A 19,371-nucleotide genomic window follows, 5' to 3' on the forward strand; every position below is an offset into this window, starting at 1 on the left:
GGAGGTACTGATGAAACTTCATGCGTCCGGGGAGGACTACCTGGAGGCCATACTTGTTCTCCATAAGAAGATGGGCATGGTGCGCTCCGTGGATGTCGCCCGGCACCTGGAGGTCACAAAGCCCAGCGTGTGCCATGCGGTGGCGACCCTGCGGGACGGGGGCTTCCTGACGATGGACAGCGACTATTTTCTGCACCTAACCGACGTGGGGCGGGAAGTGGCGGAGCAGATCTACGAAAAGCACCGCTTCTTTACCGACCGGCTGATTGAGGCCGGCGCAGACCCGGAAACGGCGGAACGGGACGCCTGCCGGATGGAGCATGTCATCAGCCAGGAGTCCTTCGAGCATCTGAAAAATGCTTACAAAACAAAAGAATAATAAACTGCCCGCATAGCAAACGGGTGAAACAGTAACGCGGCCGGGCACATCGAACCCGACCGCGTTACTCGTCTTTCTGAAAGGCTTCCGCCTGTTTGCAGAGCGCGATAAATTTTTCGATCTCTGCTTCGCTTTTCCCGGCAAAAAAGTCCACAACTGTTTTCGAGACTGTCTGATTTACCATTTCCGGGAAGATGGCGGCGTCCACGCTGATATTCAGTTCTTTGGCGACAAGGACCACCGTTTCAAATTTCGGATTACTCTGGCAGGTCTCCAAATCTATGATTGTGCGGGGGTTCATACCGAGGCGTTCAGCTAACTGCTTCTGCGTCAGATGCTGGCGCTTCCGTTCTGACCGCACCTTCCATGCAAATAGATCCAGCGGATTGTTCACTACACATCACCTCTACATCATTGTAGGGTGTGCTTCCGCTCATATAAATAACCATACAGCTCATGCAAAGTGAATTATAACTCATATTTCGGAGTAAAGGGGGATATGGATGAGAGCGCCAACACAAAGGAGGTCAAAATAAGGCGGGGTTTACCGTTTGTACGGCGGACGCCCATGCCACTACGAAAAATATTCCAATAACGCAGCAGCGAGCCATGCTCATGAAAGTGAGTTATGGCTCGCTTTTTATATACTGTGGCTCGTATCTCACAAAACCCGTTTCTTTGAGCGCCTGGGCGTGGGCTGCCGCTCCCCGCCCCGTTTCGCTCTGACCCACTGGCCTGAACGAAACGAAAGGAGCTTATCTATGAGCGGCAAGAAAATTACATATAATCCCCCCGCAACGAAGCCAAAACGGCCTATCGCTGAACGAGTAGTGAGCGAAAGGGGAAGAAAAGAACTGCCTCCCGGCACGAAGGGAGGTGAGAACTTGAAACCTGACCGCCACTACGAGCACAAGCAGCACGCCTTTGACAGCTACTACAAGAAGGTGCTGAAATACGAGGCGTACAATGGCTATCGTGAGATCAGCCGCCGCCAGAAGTGTGAGGCATTGTTCAGCGAACTGTCGGAGGAGAAATTGGCCCAGCTTGCGGTTTATGACCGCTACTCCTGGGAATACACGGCCTTCCCCGTGGGAGGCGCTGTGATCCTGATTGAGGATGACCGGCTGGCCGAGGCGCTGAACGCCCTGCCCCAGAATAACCGGGACATCTTCCTGATGTACTGGTTCCTGGACATGGCAGACCGCGAGATCGCCGAGTACATGAACATGGCCCGCCGGACGGTCAACACCCGCAGGCAGAAAGCCTATCGGCTGCTGAAGGAGCTGATGGGAGGTGAAGCGGATGATTAAATCTGCGTGCACGCGGGCGTCGCTGATCCCTTATCCGGTGATCGCCGCCGCTGTCGGGGGCAACCCCGAAGCGGTGAACCGGGTAGTCCGGCACTATTCCGGCTATATCGCCGCGCTGTCTACGAGGACAAGCTATGACCTTGACGGTTTTCCTCGTCCCCAGGTAGATGAAGATTTGCGCCGGCGGCTGGAAACGAAGCTGATTATCTCCATCCTGGGCTTTGATCTGAACTGACCCAGGGCCGGGCGCTGCGTGTTTTCCCCCTTTCCACGCGGCGCCCCTATATAGCACCTTGACAAAGAAAGCCCGTTGGGAGGCCAACGCCGCAGTATAAGGCAAACGGATACATTCCTGTTTGTGCCGAGCCATACGGCCGGTGCGCCATGACCTCGTTTCAAGTCCGCAGGACGGGACCACTGTAACGGGCGAGCGAACAGCACCAGGTTGCAAAGCAAGCGTGGCGGCTTGCAGGCGATGACACACGGGCAGGGTTAAAGATACTCGCGCATTGAACGCCCACAAAGCATTGTGCGCCGCACCCATCAGCATGGGCCGGGGTTAGACTCCCGTGGAGCTGTGCCAGCAGCCGTCCGTAAGCCTACTTTTCTTTTTTGAAAGTTTATGGATAGATCGTAAACTTTTCAATTAGCAGCAGACAAACACGGAGCAGCACGGTAAAATAATGGTGGAAGTTATATTACCCACACATATTCGTGCTGTTCCTTTTCATAACTGAAAGGGGGTTCTCATGTCTCAAACATGGAACGGCACGAAGAAAGAAACCCCTGAAAGAAGGACGTATACGGTTGACGATATTGCTCAAATTCTGGGCATCGGAAGAACTTCTGCATATATCCTTGTAAAAGAAGGGCACTTCAAAATCGTGCGAATTGGTAACGCCATACGCATTTCCAAGCGGTCATTTGACGAGTGGCTTGACTCCCTCGACCTGTGATCCAAGAAAGGAAGAACGATATGGCATCTATAATCAAGCGAAAGAAAAACTATTCCGTTGTTTACAACTATGTGGACGAAAACGGAGAAACCAAACAGAAGTGGGAAACCTGGCATACCCACAAAGAGGCCTTGAAGCGCAAGGCAGAAATCGAAAATCAGCAGCACACGGGAACTTTCCTCCCTCCAAGCAATCAGACGATCACCGAGTTCCTTTATGACTTCGTATCTCTTTACGGAGAAAAGAAATGGGGCGTGTCTATGTATGACAGCCAAACGGCGCTGATTGCGAACTATATCAATCCGATCATCGGTGATATGGAGGTACAGGCGGTTACTCCCCGTGCGGTTGACGGTTATATCCAGACCTTGCAGAAAACCAAGTCGGTGTCTACCAAAACCCGAAAGGCCGTTACCACCTATGTCAGCGACAAGACCATTGAAAAGATCATCAAGCTCCTGCGGTGTGCGTTTAAGCAGGCGGTACGATGGGAAATCATTGCAAGAAATCCCTTTGACAATGTGATCCTCCCGAAAACGGAGTATGCGAAACGGGATATCTGGACGGCGGATATGATCCGTCTTGCTCTGGACAAATGCACAGACAGCAAACTCTATGTAGCAATGAACCTTTCCTTTGCCTGCTCTCTGCGTATGGGTGAAATCCTGGGGCTGACCTGGGAAAACGTCCATATCTCCGATGAAGATATTGCGGCGGATAACGCCTATGTCTACATCGACAAGGAGCTGACACGGGCATCCAAACGGGCAATCGAAACGCTGGGTGAGAAGGATATCTATTACATCTTCACTCCGCTCATGCCGAACACCAGCACAAGAATTATTCTGAAAAAGCCGAAAACCGATTCCAGCATCCGTAAGGTGTGGCTACCGAAAACGCTGGCCTACATTCTGCGGGAATGGAAGAAGTCCCAGGACGAGTTGAAAGGTTTCCTGGGCGACGAGTATCAGGACTTCGATCTGGTTGTGGCACTTCCCAATGGCCGCCCCTGCGAGGATCGTATCATCCTCAAAGAGTTTGCAAAGCTCCGTGAGGACGCAGGGCTGCCGAAGGTGGTCTTTCATTCTCTCCGTCATTCCAGTACCACCTACAAACTGAAACTGAACCACGGCGATCTGAAAGCTACCCAGGGCGATACAGGCCATGCCGAGATCGACATGATAACCAGTATCTATGCTCACATTCTGGACGAGGACAGAAAGGTCAATGCTCAGAAATTCGAGACAGCCTTCTATGCCAAACCTGATCTTCGCAATGTCCGTCCACCGGAAGAACCGGTAAAATCGGAGCCTGCGACCCTGGACCTTGAAAGTCTTGTGGAGCAGCTTCAGAAGTCGCCGGAGCTGGCAAGTGCGCTCGCAGCCCTGATAGCGGCGCAAGCCCCGGCAAAGTGATCCGAAAAATCGAATTAGCAAAACGCAGAATTTTCTTAGCAAATTTCTGAAAAGCGTTCGAGTCCAATTAGCAAATATACATCATGCGGCGCATAAAAATCTCCCGATAACGGAAGTGAAATTACCGGGAGAAGGAGGAACAAAAAAAACGCTGCAAACCCCGAAAAAGGCTTGCAGCGGTGCTTTCTGGCGTCCCAGAGAGGATTTGAACCTCCGACCCCACGCTTAGGAGGCGTGTGCTCTATCCAGCTGAGCTACTGAGACATTTATAAGTTTTATGCAATTTTCAAGGCTCAAAGGAATCGAACCATCTGCCGCTTAGGAGGCGTGTGCTCTATCCAGCTGAGCTACTGAGACATTTTTAAGATTTATGCAATTTTTACTGCTCGAAGGAATCGAACCATCTGCCGCTTAGGAGGCGGACCCTCTATCCTGCTGAGGTACAAGCGCATATTTAATTTATGAGGCAATTACCCATCTATTGGGGAACACTTTTAGGTTCTCTTAGGAGCGTGACCTCTATCCAACTGAGTTGCTGAGACGTGTTAAATTGGGGTCATAAAGTGTACTGTGTTATTGTACCGCACGGCGGCGCATTTGTCAATCATATTGGATTTTCGCGCACTGAAATATACACAGAAAAAGCTTTGAAACCCCATGCAAATTTTCCGCAAAAGGTAAGGCTCTGGGTGGCTTTTGCCTTGACGCTTTTCGCTTTTTCGTCTATACTGATATATGTATGAAAACTTATGGAAACCAAACACCGCGGGCATCGGGAAATGTGCCTGCACGGAAAAAACAAAGGATTAAGGAGCCCGATACATGGTTTTTGCCGATTTGTTCTTTATCTATGTCTTTTTGCCACTGTGCCTCATCTGTTACGGCCTCGCCAAAAAGCTCAGCACCAAAAACATCGTGCTGATTGTCTTTTCACTCATCTTTTACGCTTGGGGCGAGCCGCTTTGGATTTTGCTTTTGCTGTTCAGTTCATTCTTTAACTGGTTCATCGGCATATTGATCGGCAAATTTCGGGATACCCCGCGCGCAAAGTTAGCCGTTGGCGGCGGTATTTTGGTAGATATTCTGCTTTTGCTCATCTTTAAGTACAGCGCGTTCATTGTAGAAAACCTGAACGCTGTTTCGGGCGCGGCCATTCCCGTGCCGCAGATCACGCTGCCCATCGGTATCAGCTTCTACACGTTTCAGGCTATCTCCTACATTTTGGACTGCTACTGGGAAACGGTAGACGTGCAGCCGAAATACCACAAATTTCTTTTGTACCTGTCCCTCTTCCCGCAGCTCATCGCCGGCCCGATCGTGCGGTACAGCGTTGTGGAGCAGGAGATCGACAACCGCTCCGTCAACGCGACCGACCTATGCGAAGGTGCGCTGCGCGTGATTCTCGGCCTTGCGAAAAAGGTCATCATCGCGAACAATTTGTGGTCCATCGTCAACACGTTCTTTGGCAAGGACATCACGGGACTTTCCGTGCTCGGCACATGGTACACCATCATCGTGTATTCGCTGTATGTTTACTTTGACTTCAGCGGTTATTCCGATATTGCCATCGGCCTCGGCCGCATGTTTGGCTTCCGCTTTGACGAAAACTTCCGCCATCCGTTCGCCTGCACCACCATTGCGGAGTTCTGGCAGCGCTGGCACATCTCCCTCGGCTCCTTCTTCCGCGACTACCTTTTGTACGTGCCGTTTTTCGGCAAGCCGCGCAAGTATTTCGGCCTGTTCCTTGTTTGGTTCTGCACCGGTCTTTGGCACGGTGCCGCATGGAACTTCATTTTATGGGGCCTTTACTACGGCTGCTTCATGCTGTTCGAGCAGAAAATGGGCAAAAAGCGCATGAAAAAATGGCCGATCGTGTGGAAGCATGTGTATACGAAGCTTGTCATCATCCTCGGCTTCGGCATCTTCTATTTTGAAGATCTCGGCCAGCTTAGTCAGTTTTTCCTCAATATCACGGGCATCAGCATGATTGCGAACAGCGCGCCGTTTACGGACCCCATGACGTTCTCCTCCCTGCGCAACAATATCTTTCTCATTTTGTTCGCGATTCTCGTCAGCCTGCCGGTATTGCCGAAGATCAAGAGTTATTTTCTCGAGAGCAAAAACGATACCGTTTATACCATCGGCCGCGTCGGCTCCGTTGCGGTCTGTATGGTGTTGCTCGCCGTCGTGAGTGTTCTGCTCGTTGATACCACGAACAACGTGTTCCTGTATTTCAGATTCTAAGGGGAGGTGCTCATTGACATGAACGATTTTAAAGACCTTGACCTTGATTATTTTGCTCCCCGCAAGCCCGCCGAACCGGAAGCGAAGCCGGAGAAAACCGAAGTCGGAGATGCGCCGACTGCGGATGAAAGCGCCGAACCCGCAGAGCGCCGCCGCAAGCCGAAACCGAGCCGCCGCGAGCTTTTGAACATGCGGCTTTCCGTTTTATCCGTCGGCGTTATGGTCATTCTTTTCGCCCTGATGACGCTGTATCTGCTCCTTTTCCCGCGCTCCACCGTCTCACAGATTGAAAACCGAAACCTTGCGGAATTCCCGAAATTCTCTTTTGCATCGTATTTTTCCGGCTCGTTTACGGCGGACGTCGCCACATGGTTTGACGATACCGTGCCGAACCACGACGGCTTTAAGAATATGAGCAACTCCATTAAGAACCTGTTTGGTATGAAGATGTTCGCTTCAACGGTCAGCACCGCAAAGCCCGAGACGGACAGCACAGATAACACCGATACTTCTGCCGCAAACGGTGACACCCAGACGACCACACCCGCAAACGGCACCGTGCCAAACAATACGAATCTGCTGCAATACGCCGCAGGGCGTGTGTTCCCGGCCGTGAGCGCTGCGGATGAAAAAATGGGCCGCGATTTCAGCACCGAGGATAACAGCACACTGGAATGGGTGAACAACCTGCTTGTTGTAAACTGGGATAATCACTGGCGCTGCATGGAGGCCTTCGGCGGCGGTGGCGGCACCGCTTACGCCGATGCACTCAACGACCTGCAAAGCAAGGTCGGCAGCGGTGTGACCATTTGGTCTATGCCCGCACCCACCGCTTCCGCCATCTACACCCCGAAAAACGGCATTGATTATGTTGGCGACCAGAAAGAATGCTTTGACGGCGTTGCCGAAAAGCTGAATGCCGGCATTCAGTCCGTAAACGTTGTGGACGTAATGAAAAAGCATGCGGAAGAAGATATTTACCTGCGCACCGACCACCACTGGCAGGCACGCGGCGCTTACTATGCCGCCCGCACGTTTGCCGAGGCCGCAGGCGTGCCGTTCGCAGACCTTTCCACCTACACGGAGGAATCCATTCCGGGCTATGTGGGCACCATGTACGGCTTCTCGCAGGATACGCGTATTTTAAACGACCCGGACGACTTCCACTACTTCGTGCCGGCCTCAAACTACGTGGCTTCCTACTACGATACTTCTTTTAACTACCAGTACGAAGACGACCTCTTTGCCGATGTGGACACCGCAAACGCGTACCTGAAGTTCCTCGGCGGCGACTCCTGCATCGTAAAAGTCGATACGCAGATGAAGAACGGCCGCAAGCTGCTCGTCATTAAGGACAGCTTCGGTAACGCGGAGATTCCGTTCTACACGAATTCCTTTGAGCAGATCTACGTTGCCGACATGCGCTATTTGGAGTGCAACCTCGTCAACTTCATCAAAGATATGGGCATCACGGATGTGCTCTTTACGATGTCCGCATACTCCGTTGTGGGCGATAACGCCGACAACATTCAGAACCTCATCGCGCAGAACGCCGGTGAGACCATCACCGATTCGCACATTGTCCCGTCTGTTACGCCGAAAACGGTCATGCCGACCGCGACAAGTGCACCAACGACGACTTCCGGCACGGATACGGCCGCTAACACCACCTCGACCGGTACAGATGATACCTCTTCCGCAAAAGAATAACAAAGGAGAGCCTATGAAAGAACTGGAATATCCCTTTGACGCCGCTTATATCATCAAAAAGCGCAAATCTTTAAAGAAAGCACTGCTCGCAGACGGCACTTCGCGCATCAGAAAGAAGATTGCCGTGTTCGGCGGCTCCACCACAAGCGACATTGTAAAAACGCTGGAGCTTTTCCTCTTAGACGCCGGTATTGAGCCGGAATTTTACGAATCCGAATACGCGCAGTATTTTCAGGACGCCATGTTCCCGGATGAAACGCTTTTAAGCTTCAAGCCGGACATTGTGTTCATCCACACCACGAATCGCAACGTGACGGACTGGCCCGAGATGACCGACACCACGGAGCAGATAGACGAAAAGCTGCACACGGAAATAAACCGTTTCACGGCGATGTGGAAAAGCATTGCGGAAAAGTTTCACTGCCCCATCATTCAAAATAACTTTGAAATGCCGCTTTACCGCCTGCTCGGCAGCCGCGACGCGTGGGACATCCACGGCCGCACGAATTTCCTCACGCGCTTAAACGAAGCTTTTTACGCCTACGCACGCGAAAATGAGAGCTTTTATATTCACGACCTCAACTTTGTTTCTGCCGATTACGGCCTGAAAGAATGGTCGAACCCGCTGTTCTGGAACATGTACAAATACGCCATGTGCTTTGAGGCGATCCCGTCCTTTGCGTTCAGTGTTTCGCACATTATCAAGTCGATTTTCGGCAAGAATAAAAAGGCGCTTGCCCTTGACCTCGATAACACCCTGTGGGGCGGCGTTGTGGGCGACGACGGCGTAGACGGCATCGAGATCGGCCAGGAGACCGGCGTTTCGCAATCCTACTACGAGTTTCAGACATACGTAAAGCAGCTTAAAAGTCTCGGTATCGTGTTGACGGTCTGCTCTAAAAATGACCATGAAAACGCCATTGCGGGGTTAAACCACCCCGAAGGTGCACTGCGCCCGGACGATTTCGTCATCATTAAGGCAAATTGGGAAAACAAAGACCGCAACATTGCCGAGACCGCCGCAGAGCTGAACATTCTGCCGGATTCCATCGTTTTTGCGGACGATAACCCCGCCGAGCGCGAGATCGTGCGCACGCAGATCAAGGGCGCGGCCGTTCCGGACATGGACGGCGTGGAAAACTACATCACGACGATTGACCGCAGCGGCTTCTTTGAAGTGACAACCTTCAGCGAAGATGACTTGAAGCGCAACGAAATGTACAAGAAAAACGCCCTGCGCGCCGCGGAAATGGCGTCGTTCGGCGATTATAACGACTATTTAAAGAGCCTTGAGATGCACGCCGTCATCGATGATTTCATCCCGGTGTACCTTGCGCGCATCACACAGCTTACAAACAAGAGCAACCAGTTCAACGTGACCACCCGCCGCTATACGCCCGCCGAAATGGAAAGCGTATTTGAGGACGACGGCTATATCCGTCTGTACGGCAAGCTCATCGATAAATTCGGAGACAACGGCGTCGTTTCCATCGTCATCGGCAGAAAAAACGGCACGGCACTCGACATTGACCTATGGCTGATGAGCTGCCGCGTGTTAAAGCGCGATATGGAATTTGCCATGTTGGACCGCCTTGTGGAGCGCTGCCGCGAAGTGGGCGTAGAGACGATTAACGGCTACTACTACCCCACCGCAAAAAACAAGATGGTCAGCGACCTTTTCGGTCGCTTCGGCTTCACGAAGACTGAGGAGCACGAGGACGGCAGCACCGTGTGGCAGTTGCGCGTCGCGGACTATAAGCCGCAGAACCACGTGATCGAAGTGTTCGGCAACGACCACGCAGAAGCGTGATCCTCGCTAAATTAAGTATTAAATCAAATCACAGAAAGGAATTTTACCATGGACACAAGAGAAATTTTTGAAAGACTGGACCGCGTATTTCAGGATGTTTTTGACGATGACACCATTCACGTCACGCCGAAAACGACCGCAGACGACATTGAGGATTGGGACAGTCTGGAGCACATCACGCTGATCTCCGCTGTAGAGCGCGAGTTCCGCATGAAGTTCAAGATGGGCGAAATCTCCTCCATGAAGAACGTCGGCGAAATGGCTTCCATCATCGCAGCACGCGCAAAGGGCTGATCTTACCGCAAAAGAAAATGCCGCAGACAACCGGGTTTTCCCGTGTCTGCGGCATTTTTATATTTACGGTTATTTATAACGGTTCATGAAGTCGAGGTAATCGTCCTCCAGCGTGCGCTTCGGTTCTTCCTTACGCGGAGCGGTGTACGGGTCAGCCGTTTCCTGCTCGGCGGCACGGCGGCGCTGTTCCGCACGTCTGCGGCGCGCTTCGCGGCGCTTTTTGCGCACGCGCTGCCCGTGGATGTACACGATAAGCAGCAACACCGCAAAGACAATGACAAGCACCAAAACAAATTTCAAAATGCTGAAAATCACCGAGCCACCCTTAGGGCCGCTCGCTTCGGAGGATGCACTGCTTTCGGCCGCGGAAGATTCCGTACCGCCGGCGGTGGACTCTGCGCTGCTTGCAGTGCCCACAGCCGCCGAGTCTGTGGGGTTGCCGGATTTATACGTTTCCGCTGCCGCTGCCACGGCGTTAAAGAGCTTTAAAACACCGGCATCATATGCGCCGGTCTGAAAATCCGCTTCCAGATTATCGTGCAGCAAAGCGCTCAGCTCCGTGCCGGAGAACGCGCCGTGCAGGCCGTCACCGGCCACCGCCATATAGTCGCCGTCCGAAACAGAAAGGCCTATGATAAGCCCGTTTTTGCTGTCGCCGCCAAGCTTCCACGTGTCCATGACCTTTTTAAGGTAGGACACGCGGCCATCATAATCGGATTTTTCGCCGGGCAAAGTGTTCATGGTGAACACCGCAATCTGCACACCATACGTCGCATTGAGGTCAGCGTTTTTATCGTTGATTACCGTTTTCGTACTGGCGGAAATCACACTCGCTTCGTCATAGACATAAAGATCCGCGGGCTGCTCCGGCACTTCGGCGTCCGCTGCCGTCGCGCTTACGGTGCTGCCCGTGTCGCCTCCGTCTTCGGAAGACGAGGTGCTCGTGTCGCCGTTTCCGGCTTCATCCGCAAACGCATACAGGTTGCCGGTGGAAAACACCATCAAAACCACAAGGCATATCGCCGCAAAGCGTCCCATACCCGCTTTATATAGATTTTTCATCCAATCCCTGCCTTTCGGCAGCCCGGCTGTGCCCGGCCGCGTAAAATAATACCGCACAAAACCTGTTTCGTAGTTTTATGCGGTATCGGTTCTGTTGTACCTATTTTAAGAGAATTTTTCGCTGCTGTCAAGTAAAGCCAAGACTTTGCATCTTACGATCCTCTTAAGGTTATTTCAGCTCTACAATCGTCACGCCGCTTTCGCCCTCACCATATACGCCGAGGCGAAAGGATTTCACGGCCTTGTGGCGGCGCAAATGCTGCTGAATGCCGTTTCTCAGTATACCTGTACCTTTGCCGTGGATAATCGTCAGCATGTTGAGATTGTGCATCAAAGCGTGGTCGATAAACGCATCCACTTCCATGAGCGCTTCTTCCAAATTCATGCCGCGCACATCCACTTCATTGCGCGCCGGAGCGGAATCCATCTTCTTCGTCACGGTGCGGTGACCGCCTGCGGCTTTCTTCTTTTCCTTCGGCTTCTGGTCGGTCAGGCGCAGGTTTTTCAGCGGCACGCGCGTTTTGATGATGCCTACCTGCACCAAAATCTGGTCGCCGTTTTTCGGCACATCCAAAACGGTCGCAATCTTATCGATGTCGTAAATCAGTACCGTATCGCCGACCTGTAAGGGGCGCGGCAACACATAATCTTCGTCTATGCGGCGCTCGTGCACAGGGTCGCTGGCCTTTTCCATATCGCGGATGCCTGCCTTCAGGCGCGCTTTCTGCTCTGCGGTCAATAATTTCTGCTTGTTGCGGCGCAGGTCTTCGAGCTCGTCTAACAGGCTCTGGGCTTCGCGGCGCGTTTTCTGTACGAGCTCCGCCGCTTCCATTCTGGCGCGCTCAATTTCGTGCTTCGCGTCCTTTTCGGCGCGGTCGCGCAGCGCTTCAGCCTCTTTTTCCATGTTCTGCGCTTTCAAACGCAGCTGCTCGGCACTCTCACGCTCATCTTCCATTTTGCGGCGGCTCTCCTCCAAACGGGAGACGACCTCCTCAAACATAGTGCTTTCATCGGAAACGAGTTCCTTTGCGTGCTCTACGATATTCGCCGGCATACCGAGACGTGCGGAAATGGCAAATGCGTTGGAATGACCCGGTACGCCGATGAGCAGGCGATACGTCGGGCGCAGCGTCGCCACGTCAAATTCGCAGCAGGCGTTTTCAACGCCAACGGTTTGAATGGCATATGCCTTCAGCTCTGCGTAATGCGTTGTCGCCATCACGCGCGTGCCTTTGGTGCGCATGGCTTCGATGATGGAAATAGCAAGCGCGGCACCCTCGACCGGGTCGGTGCCCGCACCGAGCTCATCGATAAGGATGAGACTCTTGTCGTCCGCAATGTTGAGAATGCGGATGATATTCGTCATGTGCGCCGAGAACGTGGAGAGAGACTGCTCAATGCTCTGCTCATCGCCGATGTCCGCCAAAACGTGGTCAAAAATCGAAACTTCGCTGCCGTCCGCCGCGGGGATCATCAGGCCGCACATGGTCATCAGCGTCAAAAGGCCCGCCGTTTTCAGCGAGACGGTCTTGCCGCCGGTGTTCGGGCCGGTGACGATGAGGGCATCAAAATCACTGCCGAGGTACAGATCGGTCGGCACGACTTTATTTTTATCGATGAGCGGGTGGCGCGCCGATTTGATGGCGATGCGCCCCTCCTGATTGAGCTTCGGCACGGTCGCCTTCATTTTGTAGGCGAGCTGCCCTTTTGCGAAAATGAGATTCAGCTCCACCGCCGCGCGGTAGCTCTGGATGATGCCGTCCGCAAACTCGCCGATCTCACGGGAAAGCTCCGTCAAGATGCGGTCGATCTCGTCCTTTTCGTCCGAGCGCAACACGCGGATTTCGTTGTTCGCCTCCACAACGCCGATCGGCTCAATAAACACGGTGGCACCGCTGCCGGAGGAATCGTGAATGAGGCCCTTGACTTCATTGCGGAACTCCGCCTTAACCGGCACAACGTAGCGGCCGCCGCGTTGGGTGACAATGGCCTCCTGCAAATACTTTTGGTAGGTCTGCGAGCGGATCATTTTATCAAGCTGCTCGCGCACGCGCAGCGATGCCGCGCGGATCTTGCGTCGGATAGCCGCCAAGGCGATGCTTGCGGTATCGGCAACTTCTTCCTCGCTGACGACGGTCATCGAGATGCGGTCTTCGATAAACTTATTCGGCTGCAAGGTCTCGAAGCGGTAATCGAGCGCCGTTTTGACGCTTTCGCTTTTTTTACGCCAATCCGAAACACTGCGGATAGCACGCAATGTCGCGGCAACAGACAATAATTCCGCCAGATTCAGCACGCCGCCCGCTTCTGCGCGACGCAGCGCATTCGTGACATTCGTCATGCCGTAAAACGACGGTGCGCCGTACTTTGCCATTAAAACAAACGCGTCGTCCGTTTCCTGCAAAAGGCGCTCCACGTGGCGGATGTCGGTATCCGGCTCAATTTTCTGCGCCAGCTCCGCCGCATCCGGGCAAGTGGTTTCATTTGCAAGCTGAAGCAGAATTTTATCCAGCTCCAGCGCTTTATGATCTTTCAGCATTTTGTTCCTGCTTTCTTTTCGTACCCGGTTTTGCCGGGTCAATCTCCTCTGTTAATCCAAAAACGTTTTATAAAACTCCAAGGTCTTCGGTACGGTATGTAATGTATGGACAACGTAGCTTTCCGTTGCGGCGTTCAGAATTTTCAGCGCATCCTCCGGCAGCGAGAAGTTATAGAGCTTCTCAAAATCCACATACGCAATGTGTCGCATGGCGGTCAGCACGCCCGGCGGCAGCGCGACATACGGTTCATTCGCGCCGTGAAAGCACTTGTCGCACAGAATAATGCCCCTTTGCGGCAGAAAGAACATCGTTTCCGCCTCATACGCGGCGCAGTTTTCGCACGCGACTAAATTTGGCATATAGCCCGCCGACGAGAGCATACGCAGCTCTGTCACAGACTGCAACAGCCGTATCGGCCGCGTGCCCTTTGATAAAAAATGCAGGGAATTTAAGATGAGCCGCAGGTATTCCTCGGAATCCGTATCCTCCGGCACCATTAAGTACGCCAGCTCACAGAAATACTGCGCCAGCGAAAGCGCGGCGATGTCCCGCCGAAGCCCGAAAAAGACCTCAATCGGCTCGGCATCGTCAATCATGTATTTTTCCCGCCCCTTAAAAATAGAAAGGCGGGAATAGCACAAAAGCTGCGTTGCGGCGCTTTTGCTGTCCTTTAAGTTTTTGGCACGGCGGGCAAACGCACGCACCACGCCCGCGTCACGCGTCAGCACCGTGACAAGGCGGTCGCTCTCGCCCACCGTCTGCTCCCGAATGATGAGTCCCTGGGTCTTTACCTGCATCAAAGTCTCCTGCCGTAAAATCCACGTCGGCAAGCTCCCGGCGTGTAAGCTGCACGTAGCGGATGTAATCCTCCGCCTTGCCGCTTTTATAAAAGCTGTTCCACGCGGCATACGCCGCATTCTGCATCGGGGAATTTCGCATACAAACGCCTCCTAAACCGTATAGCTGTTTTTAGCTTCTGCGGTTTTTGCGGGTTTTATCCGTGGAAACGTCTGTCAATTTCTCAAAATGTGACCGTTTTCCCGAAAATCACGGTTTATTGGTACTGGTCAAAATCGTGCTCGTTAAAGCCGAGCTTTGTAAGGATCTGCGGGCGCTGGCGCCAGTCCTCCTTCACCTTTACCCAAAGGCGCAGGTTGATCTTGCAGCCGAAAAAGCGCTCCATGTCTTCTCTTGCCTTCGAGCCGATTTTTTTCAGCATTGCGCCGCCCTTGCCGATGATGATACCCTTGTGCGTGGCGCGTTCGCAATAGATTGTCGCATCGATCTCCGTCAGGTTGCCGAGGTCGCGCATGCTTTCCGTCACGACTGCGACGCCGTGCGGGATTTCTTTATCCGTAAAGCGCAGAATTTTCTCGCGCACGATTTCGGACGCAATGACGCGCTCCGGCTGGTCTGTGAGCGTATCTTCCGAGAAGAAATGTCCGCCCGGCTCCGCCAGTGCGATGAGTTCCTCACGCAGCGCGTCCATGCCGTTGCCGTCCTGTGCGGAGACCGGCACCACAGCTTCAAAGTCGTAGAGCGCGGAGAGCTTCGCAATCTGCTCCATCAAAACGCTTTTGTCCTGCAAAAGATCAATCTTATTGATGGCGAGCAGCGCCGGCACACCTAAATCTTTAAAGCGGTGCACAAGCTCTTCATCTGCTTTGGAGATTTTCGTGTTTGCCTCCACAACAAGCAGGCAGGCGTCCACATCTGCGACGGACGAGGTAACGCTTTTCACCATATAATCGCCGAGGGAGTTCTTCGGCTTGATGAGGCCCGGCGTATCGATGAACACCAGCTGCGTTTCGCCCTCTGTCCACACGCCCATAATGCGCGTGCGGGTGGTCTGTGGCTTATTGGAAACGATGGCAAGCTTCGTACCGAGCAGGCGGTTCAAAATAGAGGATTTGCCCACGTTCGGTCTGCCCACAATGGCGATAAACGCCGATTTTTCGTTCATGTAGTTTTCTGTATCCATAGTTTTCCCGGGGCACGCAGCCGCGGTTTCCTTTCTGATAATTTATATCACTTTTTATGAAGCTTTTCCCGCACGCCGCATGGCACTTTGAAAATGAAGAAAAAGGCCAAAATGAGCGACAGAATGAAAAGCACAAGGTAAAGCGGATTTGTGACGATTGTTATCAAAAGCGCTAAGATCGCTTCTGGGCGCCACAAAACGGCTATACCGACAAAAGCGGCAAAAACGGCGCACACAAGCACCGCTCCCGCCGCGATATCTTTTGTTTTGCCGATGAGCGGATTATAGCTTTTCTGCGCGTAATCACACAGCATCTCCATGGCGGTGTTGAACGCCTCCGCCGCGATAACCATTGCGATGGTCAAAAGCAGAACGCCGTATTCGCTGCGCGTTACGCCCAGAAAGGGCGAAAAAAACAAAACGTATACCGCCGCTGTAAGGTGTATACGCATGTTTCGCTCCGTTTTCACGGTATGGAAAAATCCGCGCGCGGCATCGCGAAAGCTGTCCGCCTGCGTGCGGGTCTTACCGTTTGTTTTCCAATCCGGCACCATGTTAAACGGTGTAGCTGGAAGTGCCCGGCAGGCCGAGCTGCGACATAACGTATTCTTCTTTTTCACGCATGCGCACGCGCTCCATGCCGCCGTTTTCGTGGTCATAGCCGAGCAGGTGCAGCATAGAATGCGCCGTCAGGTAGCCGATCTCGCGCTCTAAGCTGTGGCCGTAGCGCTTTGCCTGTGCCATTGCCATTTCCACAGAGAGCACAATATCGCCGAGAATCTTCGCGCCGGTATCGTGGTTGATGTCATACACGCCGTTCTCACCCATGGGGAAAGAGAGCACGTCTGTTGCGGCATCTTTGTTGCGGTACTGCGCGTTTAGCTCGCGGATCTGCTCGTTGTCCACGAATGTCACGCTGATTTCAGCGGAATCCTCAAACTTCTCCATCCGCAGAACCGCGTGGCAACAGCGACGGATGAGCATGCGCACGCCGGTCGGCACTTTGACCGCTTTCTGGTTGTTTGTGATGATGACTCTGATTTTTTCCATATGCTAAAATCCTTTCGATAGGGGTTATTTTGCTGCGGACGCTTTTTCATACGCCCGAATGATATCCTGCACCAAGCGATGGCGCACAACGTCTTTTTCGGTAAAGCGGAAAACGGCAATGTCATCCACATTGCGCAGCACACGCATCGCATCCTTCAGACCCGAGCGTCTGCCGTCCGGCAGATCAATCTGCGTGATGTCGCCTGTGATGACCATTTTGGAGTTGAAGCCGAGACGCGTCAGGAACATTTTCATCTGCTCGCAGGTGGTGTTCTGCGCCTCATCCAGAATGATAAAGCTGTCGTCAAGCGTTCTGCCGCGCATGTACGCAAGCGGCGCCACCTCAATGCTGCCGCGCTCCACAAGGCGGGCATACGATTCCGCGCCGAGCATGTCGAACAGCGCATCGTAAAGCGGGCGCAGGTAGGGATCTACCTTCTGCTGCAAATCACCGGGCAGAAAACCCAGCTTCTCGCCGGCTTCCACGGCGGGGCGCGTCAAGATGATGCGGTTCACCTGCTGCGCACGGAACGCCGTCACAGCCATGGCGACCGCAAGGTACGTTTTACCGGTGCCCGCAGGGCCGACGCCGATGGTGATGGTGTTATTGCGAATATTGTCGCAATAATTCTTCTGTCCCACCGTTTTGGGCTTTACGGGCTTGCCTTTCGCCGTGATGCAGATGCAGCCGTCCGTAAGCGGCGCCATCTGCGCTTCGCTGTCCTCCATGACCATGTCGATGCAGTAGCCGACGTTCTGGTCGTTTAGAACTTCGCCCTTTTCGACGAGCCGCAAAAGGCTTTCTGCTGCACGCACCGCACGCGAAACACCGGGTTCTTCGCCGATGACGTGAATCTGCGAATCGCGGCAGGAAAACGTTACACCGAATGCCTTTTCCAGTCGCTTTGCGTTCACGTCAAAGCTGCCGAAAAGCTCTGCCGCGTATTCTGCTTTGTCTACATGAATGCTTCTTTCCAAATCGTTCTCCTTTTGCCGCACGGCTTTGAAAAACCGTGCAGTCTAAAAAACCGAATTTCCTGTTTTATTATAGCATAAGTGTTCCCAATGTGGTTATGAAATTTTCAACGAAATTTAGTCGTTTCCCTGTACATTTCCGACAAATACCCCTATAATCTCCGGATTTTCAGGCTCTTCAGGCAGGGTGAGCGGCGCCTCCTGCGCAATGTTTTCAAGACATACGCACCGGGACGTGACGTAAACCGTGCCGCCTTTTGTCTGATATGTGATGTTTTCCGTAAGCACACGCCCATCTTCTCCAAGCGCAAGCTTTTGCAGCTGATGCAGATTTTCAAGCGCGCGGCGCTGCGCTTCTTCCTCCGTGAACGTAACGGGCACGGTCTCCTCCTCATATACGCGCACCGTTTCTACCCACAGCGGCAACGTGTGCCCCTGCAAAACGAACGGCGTGCGGGTGTATGCCGTCTGGCCTTTCGGCGCGCCGGAAAGCGAGAGCGGCACGCGCACGCCCAAAATATACAGCGCGCGCTGTGTACCGAGGTCCGTTTCGCGCACCGTTTCGGTACTAAGCGGACAGGATGCCGTGAATGTGCGCTGTGTCTCCGCCAGAATCTCCGCACGGGCGCGGGTGTAAAAATAGCGCACGGGGTTATATTCTGGATCATACGGGTCGCCCACCTGTGTGATGCCGGAAACGAGCACCTGCCCCGCGGCGCAGGCAGAACCGACTTTCACGAGCACCGTGCCGTTTTGCGCCGTGATAGAATGGATGAGCCCCGCGCGTGACGCGACGATATCCCCCGTGCCGTCGTGCTCCGCGCCCTCCGCCTTTGTGACGGACGTGCGCAGCTCAAGCTGTACGGTGCAACCCTCCGTGTTGAACGATGCCCACGAAAGCTCCGGCAGCTCCTCCAAAAGCGCGACAGAGGCCAAAGCGGTATCGGTGCTTCGCGGCGCGCCGATATACACGCCAACGCGCTTTGCTGCCGCCAAAATTTCGCTTTCGGCATACGGAATATCTTCACCGGAGATCGTCATCTCCCAGTAAAAGCCGGAAAGGAACAGCATCAGCGCCACGCCGAGCGCCGTGCCAAGCAAAAGTCCCGGTCGGCGCAGCATGCGGCGGAACCGAAACGGGAAGCCGCTTTTCTCCGCAAGCTTCACCCGCGCGTGCGTGCGTTGTTTGATCTTATGCAGCTTTTTGTAGTCCTTCGCATACAAGGTGAAAAGCACGTCTTTCCCATCCTTTTGAAGTCGAATGGGGCGCAGACCCGTTTTCACCGCAATGTTCATAAACCGTGCCGTATCGCCCGAAACACGCGCCGTTGCCGTGCCGAGCACCCAATGCGTGATTTTCTTCATGCGAACCTCACCGCCTCAATATGTCCCGTGATCACCGCGCCGTCCTCTTCAAGACACAAAAGCCGTAGGCTTTTCCCCTCCACCCACACGGCGCGCCGCCCGCAGCGCAGGCCGATCTTTTCCGTTTCGTATTCGATTACGCCGTCACACCCCTCTAAAATAAGCTTCGCCGTGCCGAGAATCTCCGTGCGGATCGTGCCGTCCTGCATGGCATAGCGCAGCTTATCTGCAAGCTCACCCATGCACCCACCCTCTTTCTTTTTACTCCTCTATACGTATG

General features: G+C 53.5%; 20 protein-coding genes and 3 tRNA genes. 9 read left to right on the forward strand and 14 right to left on the reverse strand.

The window, feature by feature from the left end; all coding sequences use genetic code 11:
* Positions 1-10: 10 nt before the first annotated feature.
* Positions 11-379, forward strand: coding sequence for a metal-dependent transcriptional regulator (locus ACI0CA_RS14855; RefSeq protein ID WP_288743066.1), 369 nt, complete (start codon positions 11-13; stop codon positions 377-379).
* Positions 380-443: 64 nt separating this feature from the next.
* Here ACI0CA_RS14855 and ACI0CA_RS14860 read toward each other — a convergent pair whose 3' ends face one another.
* Complete coding sequence (locus tag ACI0CA_RS14860; protein WP_021661500.1) at positions 444-773, reverse strand: helix-turn-helix domain-containing protein; 330 nt, start codon at positions 771-773, stop codon at positions 444-446.
* Positions 774-1,140: 367 nt separating this feature from the next.
* Between ACI0CA_RS14860 and ACI0CA_RS14865 the strand changes: the two genes are divergently transcribed.
* The 4 genes from ACI0CA_RS14865 to xerC all read left to right on the forward strand — a co-directional run bounded on the left by ACI0CA_RS14865 (position 1,141) and on the right by xerC (position 4,060).
* Complete coding sequence (locus tag ACI0CA_RS14865; RefSeq protein ID WP_308449838.1) at positions 1,141-1,689, forward strand: RNA polymerase sigma factor; 549 nt, start codon at positions 1,141-1,143, stop codon at positions 1,687-1,689.
* The gene (locus tag ACI0CA_RS14870) at positions 1,682-1,924 is read left to right on the forward strand and encodes a helix-turn-helix domain-containing protein (protein ID WP_025654191.1); all 243 of its coding nucleotides are present in this window, start codon (positions 1,682-1,684) and stop codon (positions 1,922-1,924) included. Before ACI0CA_RS14865 ends, ACI0CA_RS14870 begins: the two co-directional genes overlap by 8 nt.
* 514 nt (positions 1,925-2,438) lie before the next feature.
* Positions 2,439-2,645 (forward strand): helix-turn-helix domain-containing protein, encoded by a 207-nt coding sequence (locus tag ACI0CA_RS14875; RefSeq protein WP_005541444.1) that lies wholly within the window; start codon positions 2,439-2,441, stop codon positions 2,643-2,645.
* Between the two features lie 20 nt (positions 2,646-2,665).
* Positions 2,666-4,060, forward strand: coding sequence for a site-specific integrase (xerC, locus tag ACI0CA_RS14880; RefSeq protein ID WP_173896332.1), 1,395 nt, complete (start codon positions 2,666-2,668; stop codon positions 4,058-4,060).
* A gap of 187 nt (positions 4,061-4,247) precedes the next feature.
* Here xerC and ACI0CA_RS14885 read toward each other — a convergent pair.
* From ACI0CA_RS14885 to ACI0CA_RS14895, 3 genes are all read right to left on the reverse strand, one after another.
* Positions 4,248-4,324: transfer RNA gene (locus ACI0CA_RS14885), tRNA-Arg, on the reverse strand.
* Positions 4,325-4,349: 25 nt separating this feature from the next.
* Positions 4,350-4,417 (reverse strand) — tRNA-Arg (locus ACI0CA_RS14890).
* Between the two features lie 23 nt (positions 4,418-4,440).
* Positions 4,441-4,510: transfer RNA gene (locus ACI0CA_RS14895), tRNA-Arg, on the reverse strand.
* 372 nt (positions 4,511-4,882) lie between these two features.
* On the opposite strand from ACI0CA_RS14895, the gene ACI0CA_RS14900 reads away from it, so the two are divergent.
* Genes ACI0CA_RS14900 through ACI0CA_RS14915 form a run of 4 tightly spaced genes read left to right on the forward strand, consistent with a single transcriptional unit; the run spans position 4,883 to position 10,118 of the window.
* The gene (locus tag ACI0CA_RS14900; RefSeq protein WP_412264952.1) at positions 4,883-6,304 is read left to right on the forward strand and encodes an MBOAT family O-acyltransferase; all 1,422 of its coding nucleotides are present in this window, start codon (positions 4,883-4,885) and stop codon (positions 6,302-6,304) included.
* 18 nt (positions 6,305-6,322) lie between these two features.
* Positions 6,323-8,014 carry a DHHW family protein gene (locus tag ACI0CA_RS14905; RefSeq protein WP_412264951.1) on the forward strand — a complete coding sequence of 564 codons (1,692 nt, stop codon included), beginning with the start codon at positions 6,323-6,325 and terminating at the stop codon, positions 8,012-8,014.
* Positions 8,015-8,027: 13 nt separating this feature from the next.
* The gene (locus ACI0CA_RS14910) at positions 8,028-9,824 is read left to right on the forward strand and encodes an HAD-IIIC family phosphatase (RefSeq protein WP_412264950.1); all 1,797 of its coding nucleotides are present in this window, start codon (positions 8,028-8,030) and stop codon (positions 9,822-9,824) included.
* A 48-nt stretch (positions 9,825-9,872) separates the two neighbouring features.
* Entirely contained in the window at positions 9,873-10,118 is a 246-nt protein-coding gene (locus tag ACI0CA_RS14915) for an acyl carrier protein (protein ID WP_176819776.1), read from the forward strand.
* A 69-nt stretch (positions 10,119-10,187) separates the two neighbouring features.
* Here ACI0CA_RS14915 and ACI0CA_RS14920 read toward each other — a convergent pair whose 3' ends face one another.
* The 10 genes from ACI0CA_RS14920 to ACI0CA_RS14965 form a co-directional block, all read right to left on the reverse strand.
* Positions 10,188-11,180: a TPM domain-containing protein gene (locus ACI0CA_RS14920; protein WP_308449842.1), complete on the reverse strand. Its 993-nt coding sequence runs from the start codon at positions 11,178-11,180 to the stop codon at positions 10,188-10,190.
* Between the two features lie 169 nt (positions 11,181-11,349).
* Positions 11,350-13,719 carry an endonuclease MutS2 gene (locus ACI0CA_RS14925; RefSeq protein ID WP_446806671.1) on the reverse strand — a complete coding sequence of 790 codons (2,370 nt, stop codon included), beginning with the start codon at positions 13,717-13,719 and terminating at the stop codon, positions 11,350-11,352.
* Between the two features lie 51 nt (positions 13,720-13,770).
* Positions 13,771-14,517, reverse strand: coding sequence for a DNA repair protein RecO (gene recO, locus ACI0CA_RS14930; RefSeq protein WP_176819773.1), 747 nt, complete (start codon positions 14,515-14,517; stop codon positions 13,771-13,773).
* Positions 14,435-14,659, reverse strand: coding sequence for a hypothetical protein (locus ACI0CA_RS14935; protein WP_343284522.1), 225 nt, complete (start codon positions 14,657-14,659; stop codon positions 14,435-14,437). Before ACI0CA_RS14935 ends, recO begins: the two co-directional genes overlap by 83 nt.
* A gap of 115 nt (positions 14,660-14,774) precedes the next feature.
* The gene (era, locus tag ACI0CA_RS14940; RefSeq protein ID WP_176819772.1) at positions 14,775-15,701 is read right to left on the reverse strand and encodes a GTPase Era; all 927 of its coding nucleotides are present in this window, start codon (positions 15,699-15,701) and stop codon (positions 14,775-14,777) included.
* Positions 15,702-15,748: 47 nt separating this feature from the next.
* On the reverse strand, positions 15,749-16,255 hold the full coding sequence (locus ACI0CA_RS14945; RefSeq protein WP_412379698.1) for a diacylglycerol kinase family protein: 507 nt from the start codon (positions 16,253-16,255) through the stop codon (positions 15,749-15,751).
* A gap of 1 nt (position 16,256) precedes the next feature.
* On the reverse strand, positions 16,257-16,751 hold the full coding sequence (ybeY, locus tag ACI0CA_RS14950) for an rRNA maturation RNase YbeY (protein WP_176819770.1): 495 nt from the start codon (positions 16,749-16,751) through the stop codon (positions 16,257-16,259).
* A 24-nt stretch (positions 16,752-16,775) separates the two neighbouring features.
* Positions 16,776-17,729, reverse strand: a complete 954-nt coding sequence (locus ACI0CA_RS14955; RefSeq protein WP_417105735.1) for a PhoH family protein — start codon at positions 17,727-17,729, stop codon at positions 16,776-16,778.
* Between the two features lie 114 nt (positions 17,730-17,843).
* Positions 17,844-19,091, reverse strand: coding sequence for a sporulation protein YqfD (locus tag ACI0CA_RS14960; RefSeq protein WP_308449846.1), 1,248 nt, complete (start codon positions 19,089-19,091; stop codon positions 17,844-17,846).
* Positions 19,088-19,333, reverse strand: a complete 246-nt coding sequence (locus ACI0CA_RS14965; protein ID WP_176819767.1) for a YabP/YqfC family sporulation protein — start codon at positions 19,331-19,333, stop codon at positions 19,088-19,090. The genes ACI0CA_RS14960 and ACI0CA_RS14965 overlap by 4 nt, the downstream gene beginning before the upstream one ends.
* Between the last annotated feature and the right edge of the window lie 38 nt (positions 19,334-19,371).

The sequence above is a fragment of the Hominenteromicrobium mulieris genome (genome assembly GCF_046197855.1).
Lineage (GTDB): Bacteria > Bacillota > Clostridia > Oscillospirales > Acutalibacteraceae > Hominenteromicrobium > Hominenteromicrobium mulieris.

What these genes read in the sequence shown, in the direction of transcription:
- ACI0CA_RS14855 (WP_288743066.1), top strand. Translation starts at nt 11, where the DNA reads ATGAAACTTCATGCGTCCGGGGAGGACTACCTGGAGGCCATACTTGTT.
- ACI0CA_RS14865 (WP_308449838.1), top strand. Translation starts at nt 1,141, where the DNA reads ATGAGCGGCAAGAAAATTACATATAATCCCCCCGCAACGAAGCCAAAA.
- ACI0CA_RS14870 (WP_025654191.1), top strand. Translation starts at nt 1,682, where the DNA reads ATGATTAAATCTGCGTGCACGCGGGCGTCGCTGATCCCTTATCCGGTG.
- ACI0CA_RS14875 (WP_005541444.1), top strand. Translation starts at nt 2,439, where the DNA reads ATGTCTCAAACATGGAACGGCACGAAGAAAGAAACCCCTGAAAGAAGG.
- xerC (WP_173896332.1), top strand. Translation starts at nt 2,666, where the DNA reads ATGGCATCTATAATCAAGCGAAAGAAAAACTATTCCGTTGTTTACAAC.
- ACI0CA_RS14900 (WP_412264952.1), top strand. Translation starts at nt 4,883, where the DNA reads ATGGTTTTTGCCGATTTGTTCTTTATCTATGTCTTTTTGCCACTGTGC.
- ACI0CA_RS14905 (WP_412264951.1), top strand. Translation starts at nt 6,323, where the DNA reads ATGAACGATTTTAAAGACCTTGACCTTGATTATTTTGCTCCCCGCAAG.
- ACI0CA_RS14910 (WP_412264950.1), top strand. Translation starts at nt 8,028, where the DNA reads ATGAAAGAACTGGAATATCCCTTTGACGCCGCTTATATCATCAAAAAG.
- ACI0CA_RS14915 (WP_176819776.1), top strand. Translation starts at nt 9,873, where the DNA reads ATGGACACAAGAGAAATTTTTGAAAGACTGGACCGCGTATTTCAGGAT.
- ACI0CA_RS14920 (WP_308449842.1), bottom strand. Translation starts at nt 11,180, where the DNA reads ATGAAAAATCTATATAAAGCGGGTATGGGACGCTTTGCGGCGATATGC.
- ACI0CA_RS14925 (WP_446806671.1), bottom strand. Translation starts at nt 13,719, where the DNA reads ATGCTGAAAGATCATAAAGCGCTGGAGCTGGATAAAATTCTGCTTCAG.
- recO (WP_176819773.1), bottom strand. Translation starts at nt 14,517, where the DNA reads ATGCAGGTAAAGACCCAGGGACTCATCATTCGGGAGCAGACGGTGGGC.
- ACI0CA_RS14935 (WP_343284522.1), bottom strand. Translation starts at nt 14,659, where the DNA reads ATGCGAAATTCCCCGATGCAGAATGCGGCGTATGCCGCGTGGAACAGC.
- era (WP_176819772.1), bottom strand. Translation starts at nt 15,701, where the DNA reads ATGGATACAGAAAACTACATGAACGAAAAATCGGCGTTTATCGCCATT.
- ACI0CA_RS14945 (WP_412379698.1), bottom strand. Translation starts at nt 16,255, where the DNA reads ATGGTGCCGGATTGGAAAACAAACGGTAAGACCCGCACGCAGGCGGAC.
- ybeY (WP_176819770.1), bottom strand. Translation starts at nt 16,751, where the DNA reads ATGGAAAAAATCAGAGTCATCATCACAAACAACCAGAAAGCGGTCAAA.
- ACI0CA_RS14960 (WP_308449846.1), bottom strand. Translation starts at nt 19,091, where the DNA reads ATGAAGAAAATCACGCATTGGGTGCTCGGCACGGCAACGGCGCGTGTT.
- ACI0CA_RS14965 (WP_176819767.1), bottom strand. Translation starts at nt 19,333, where the DNA reads ATGGGTGAGCTTGCAGATAAGCTGCGCTATGCCATGCAGGACGGCACG.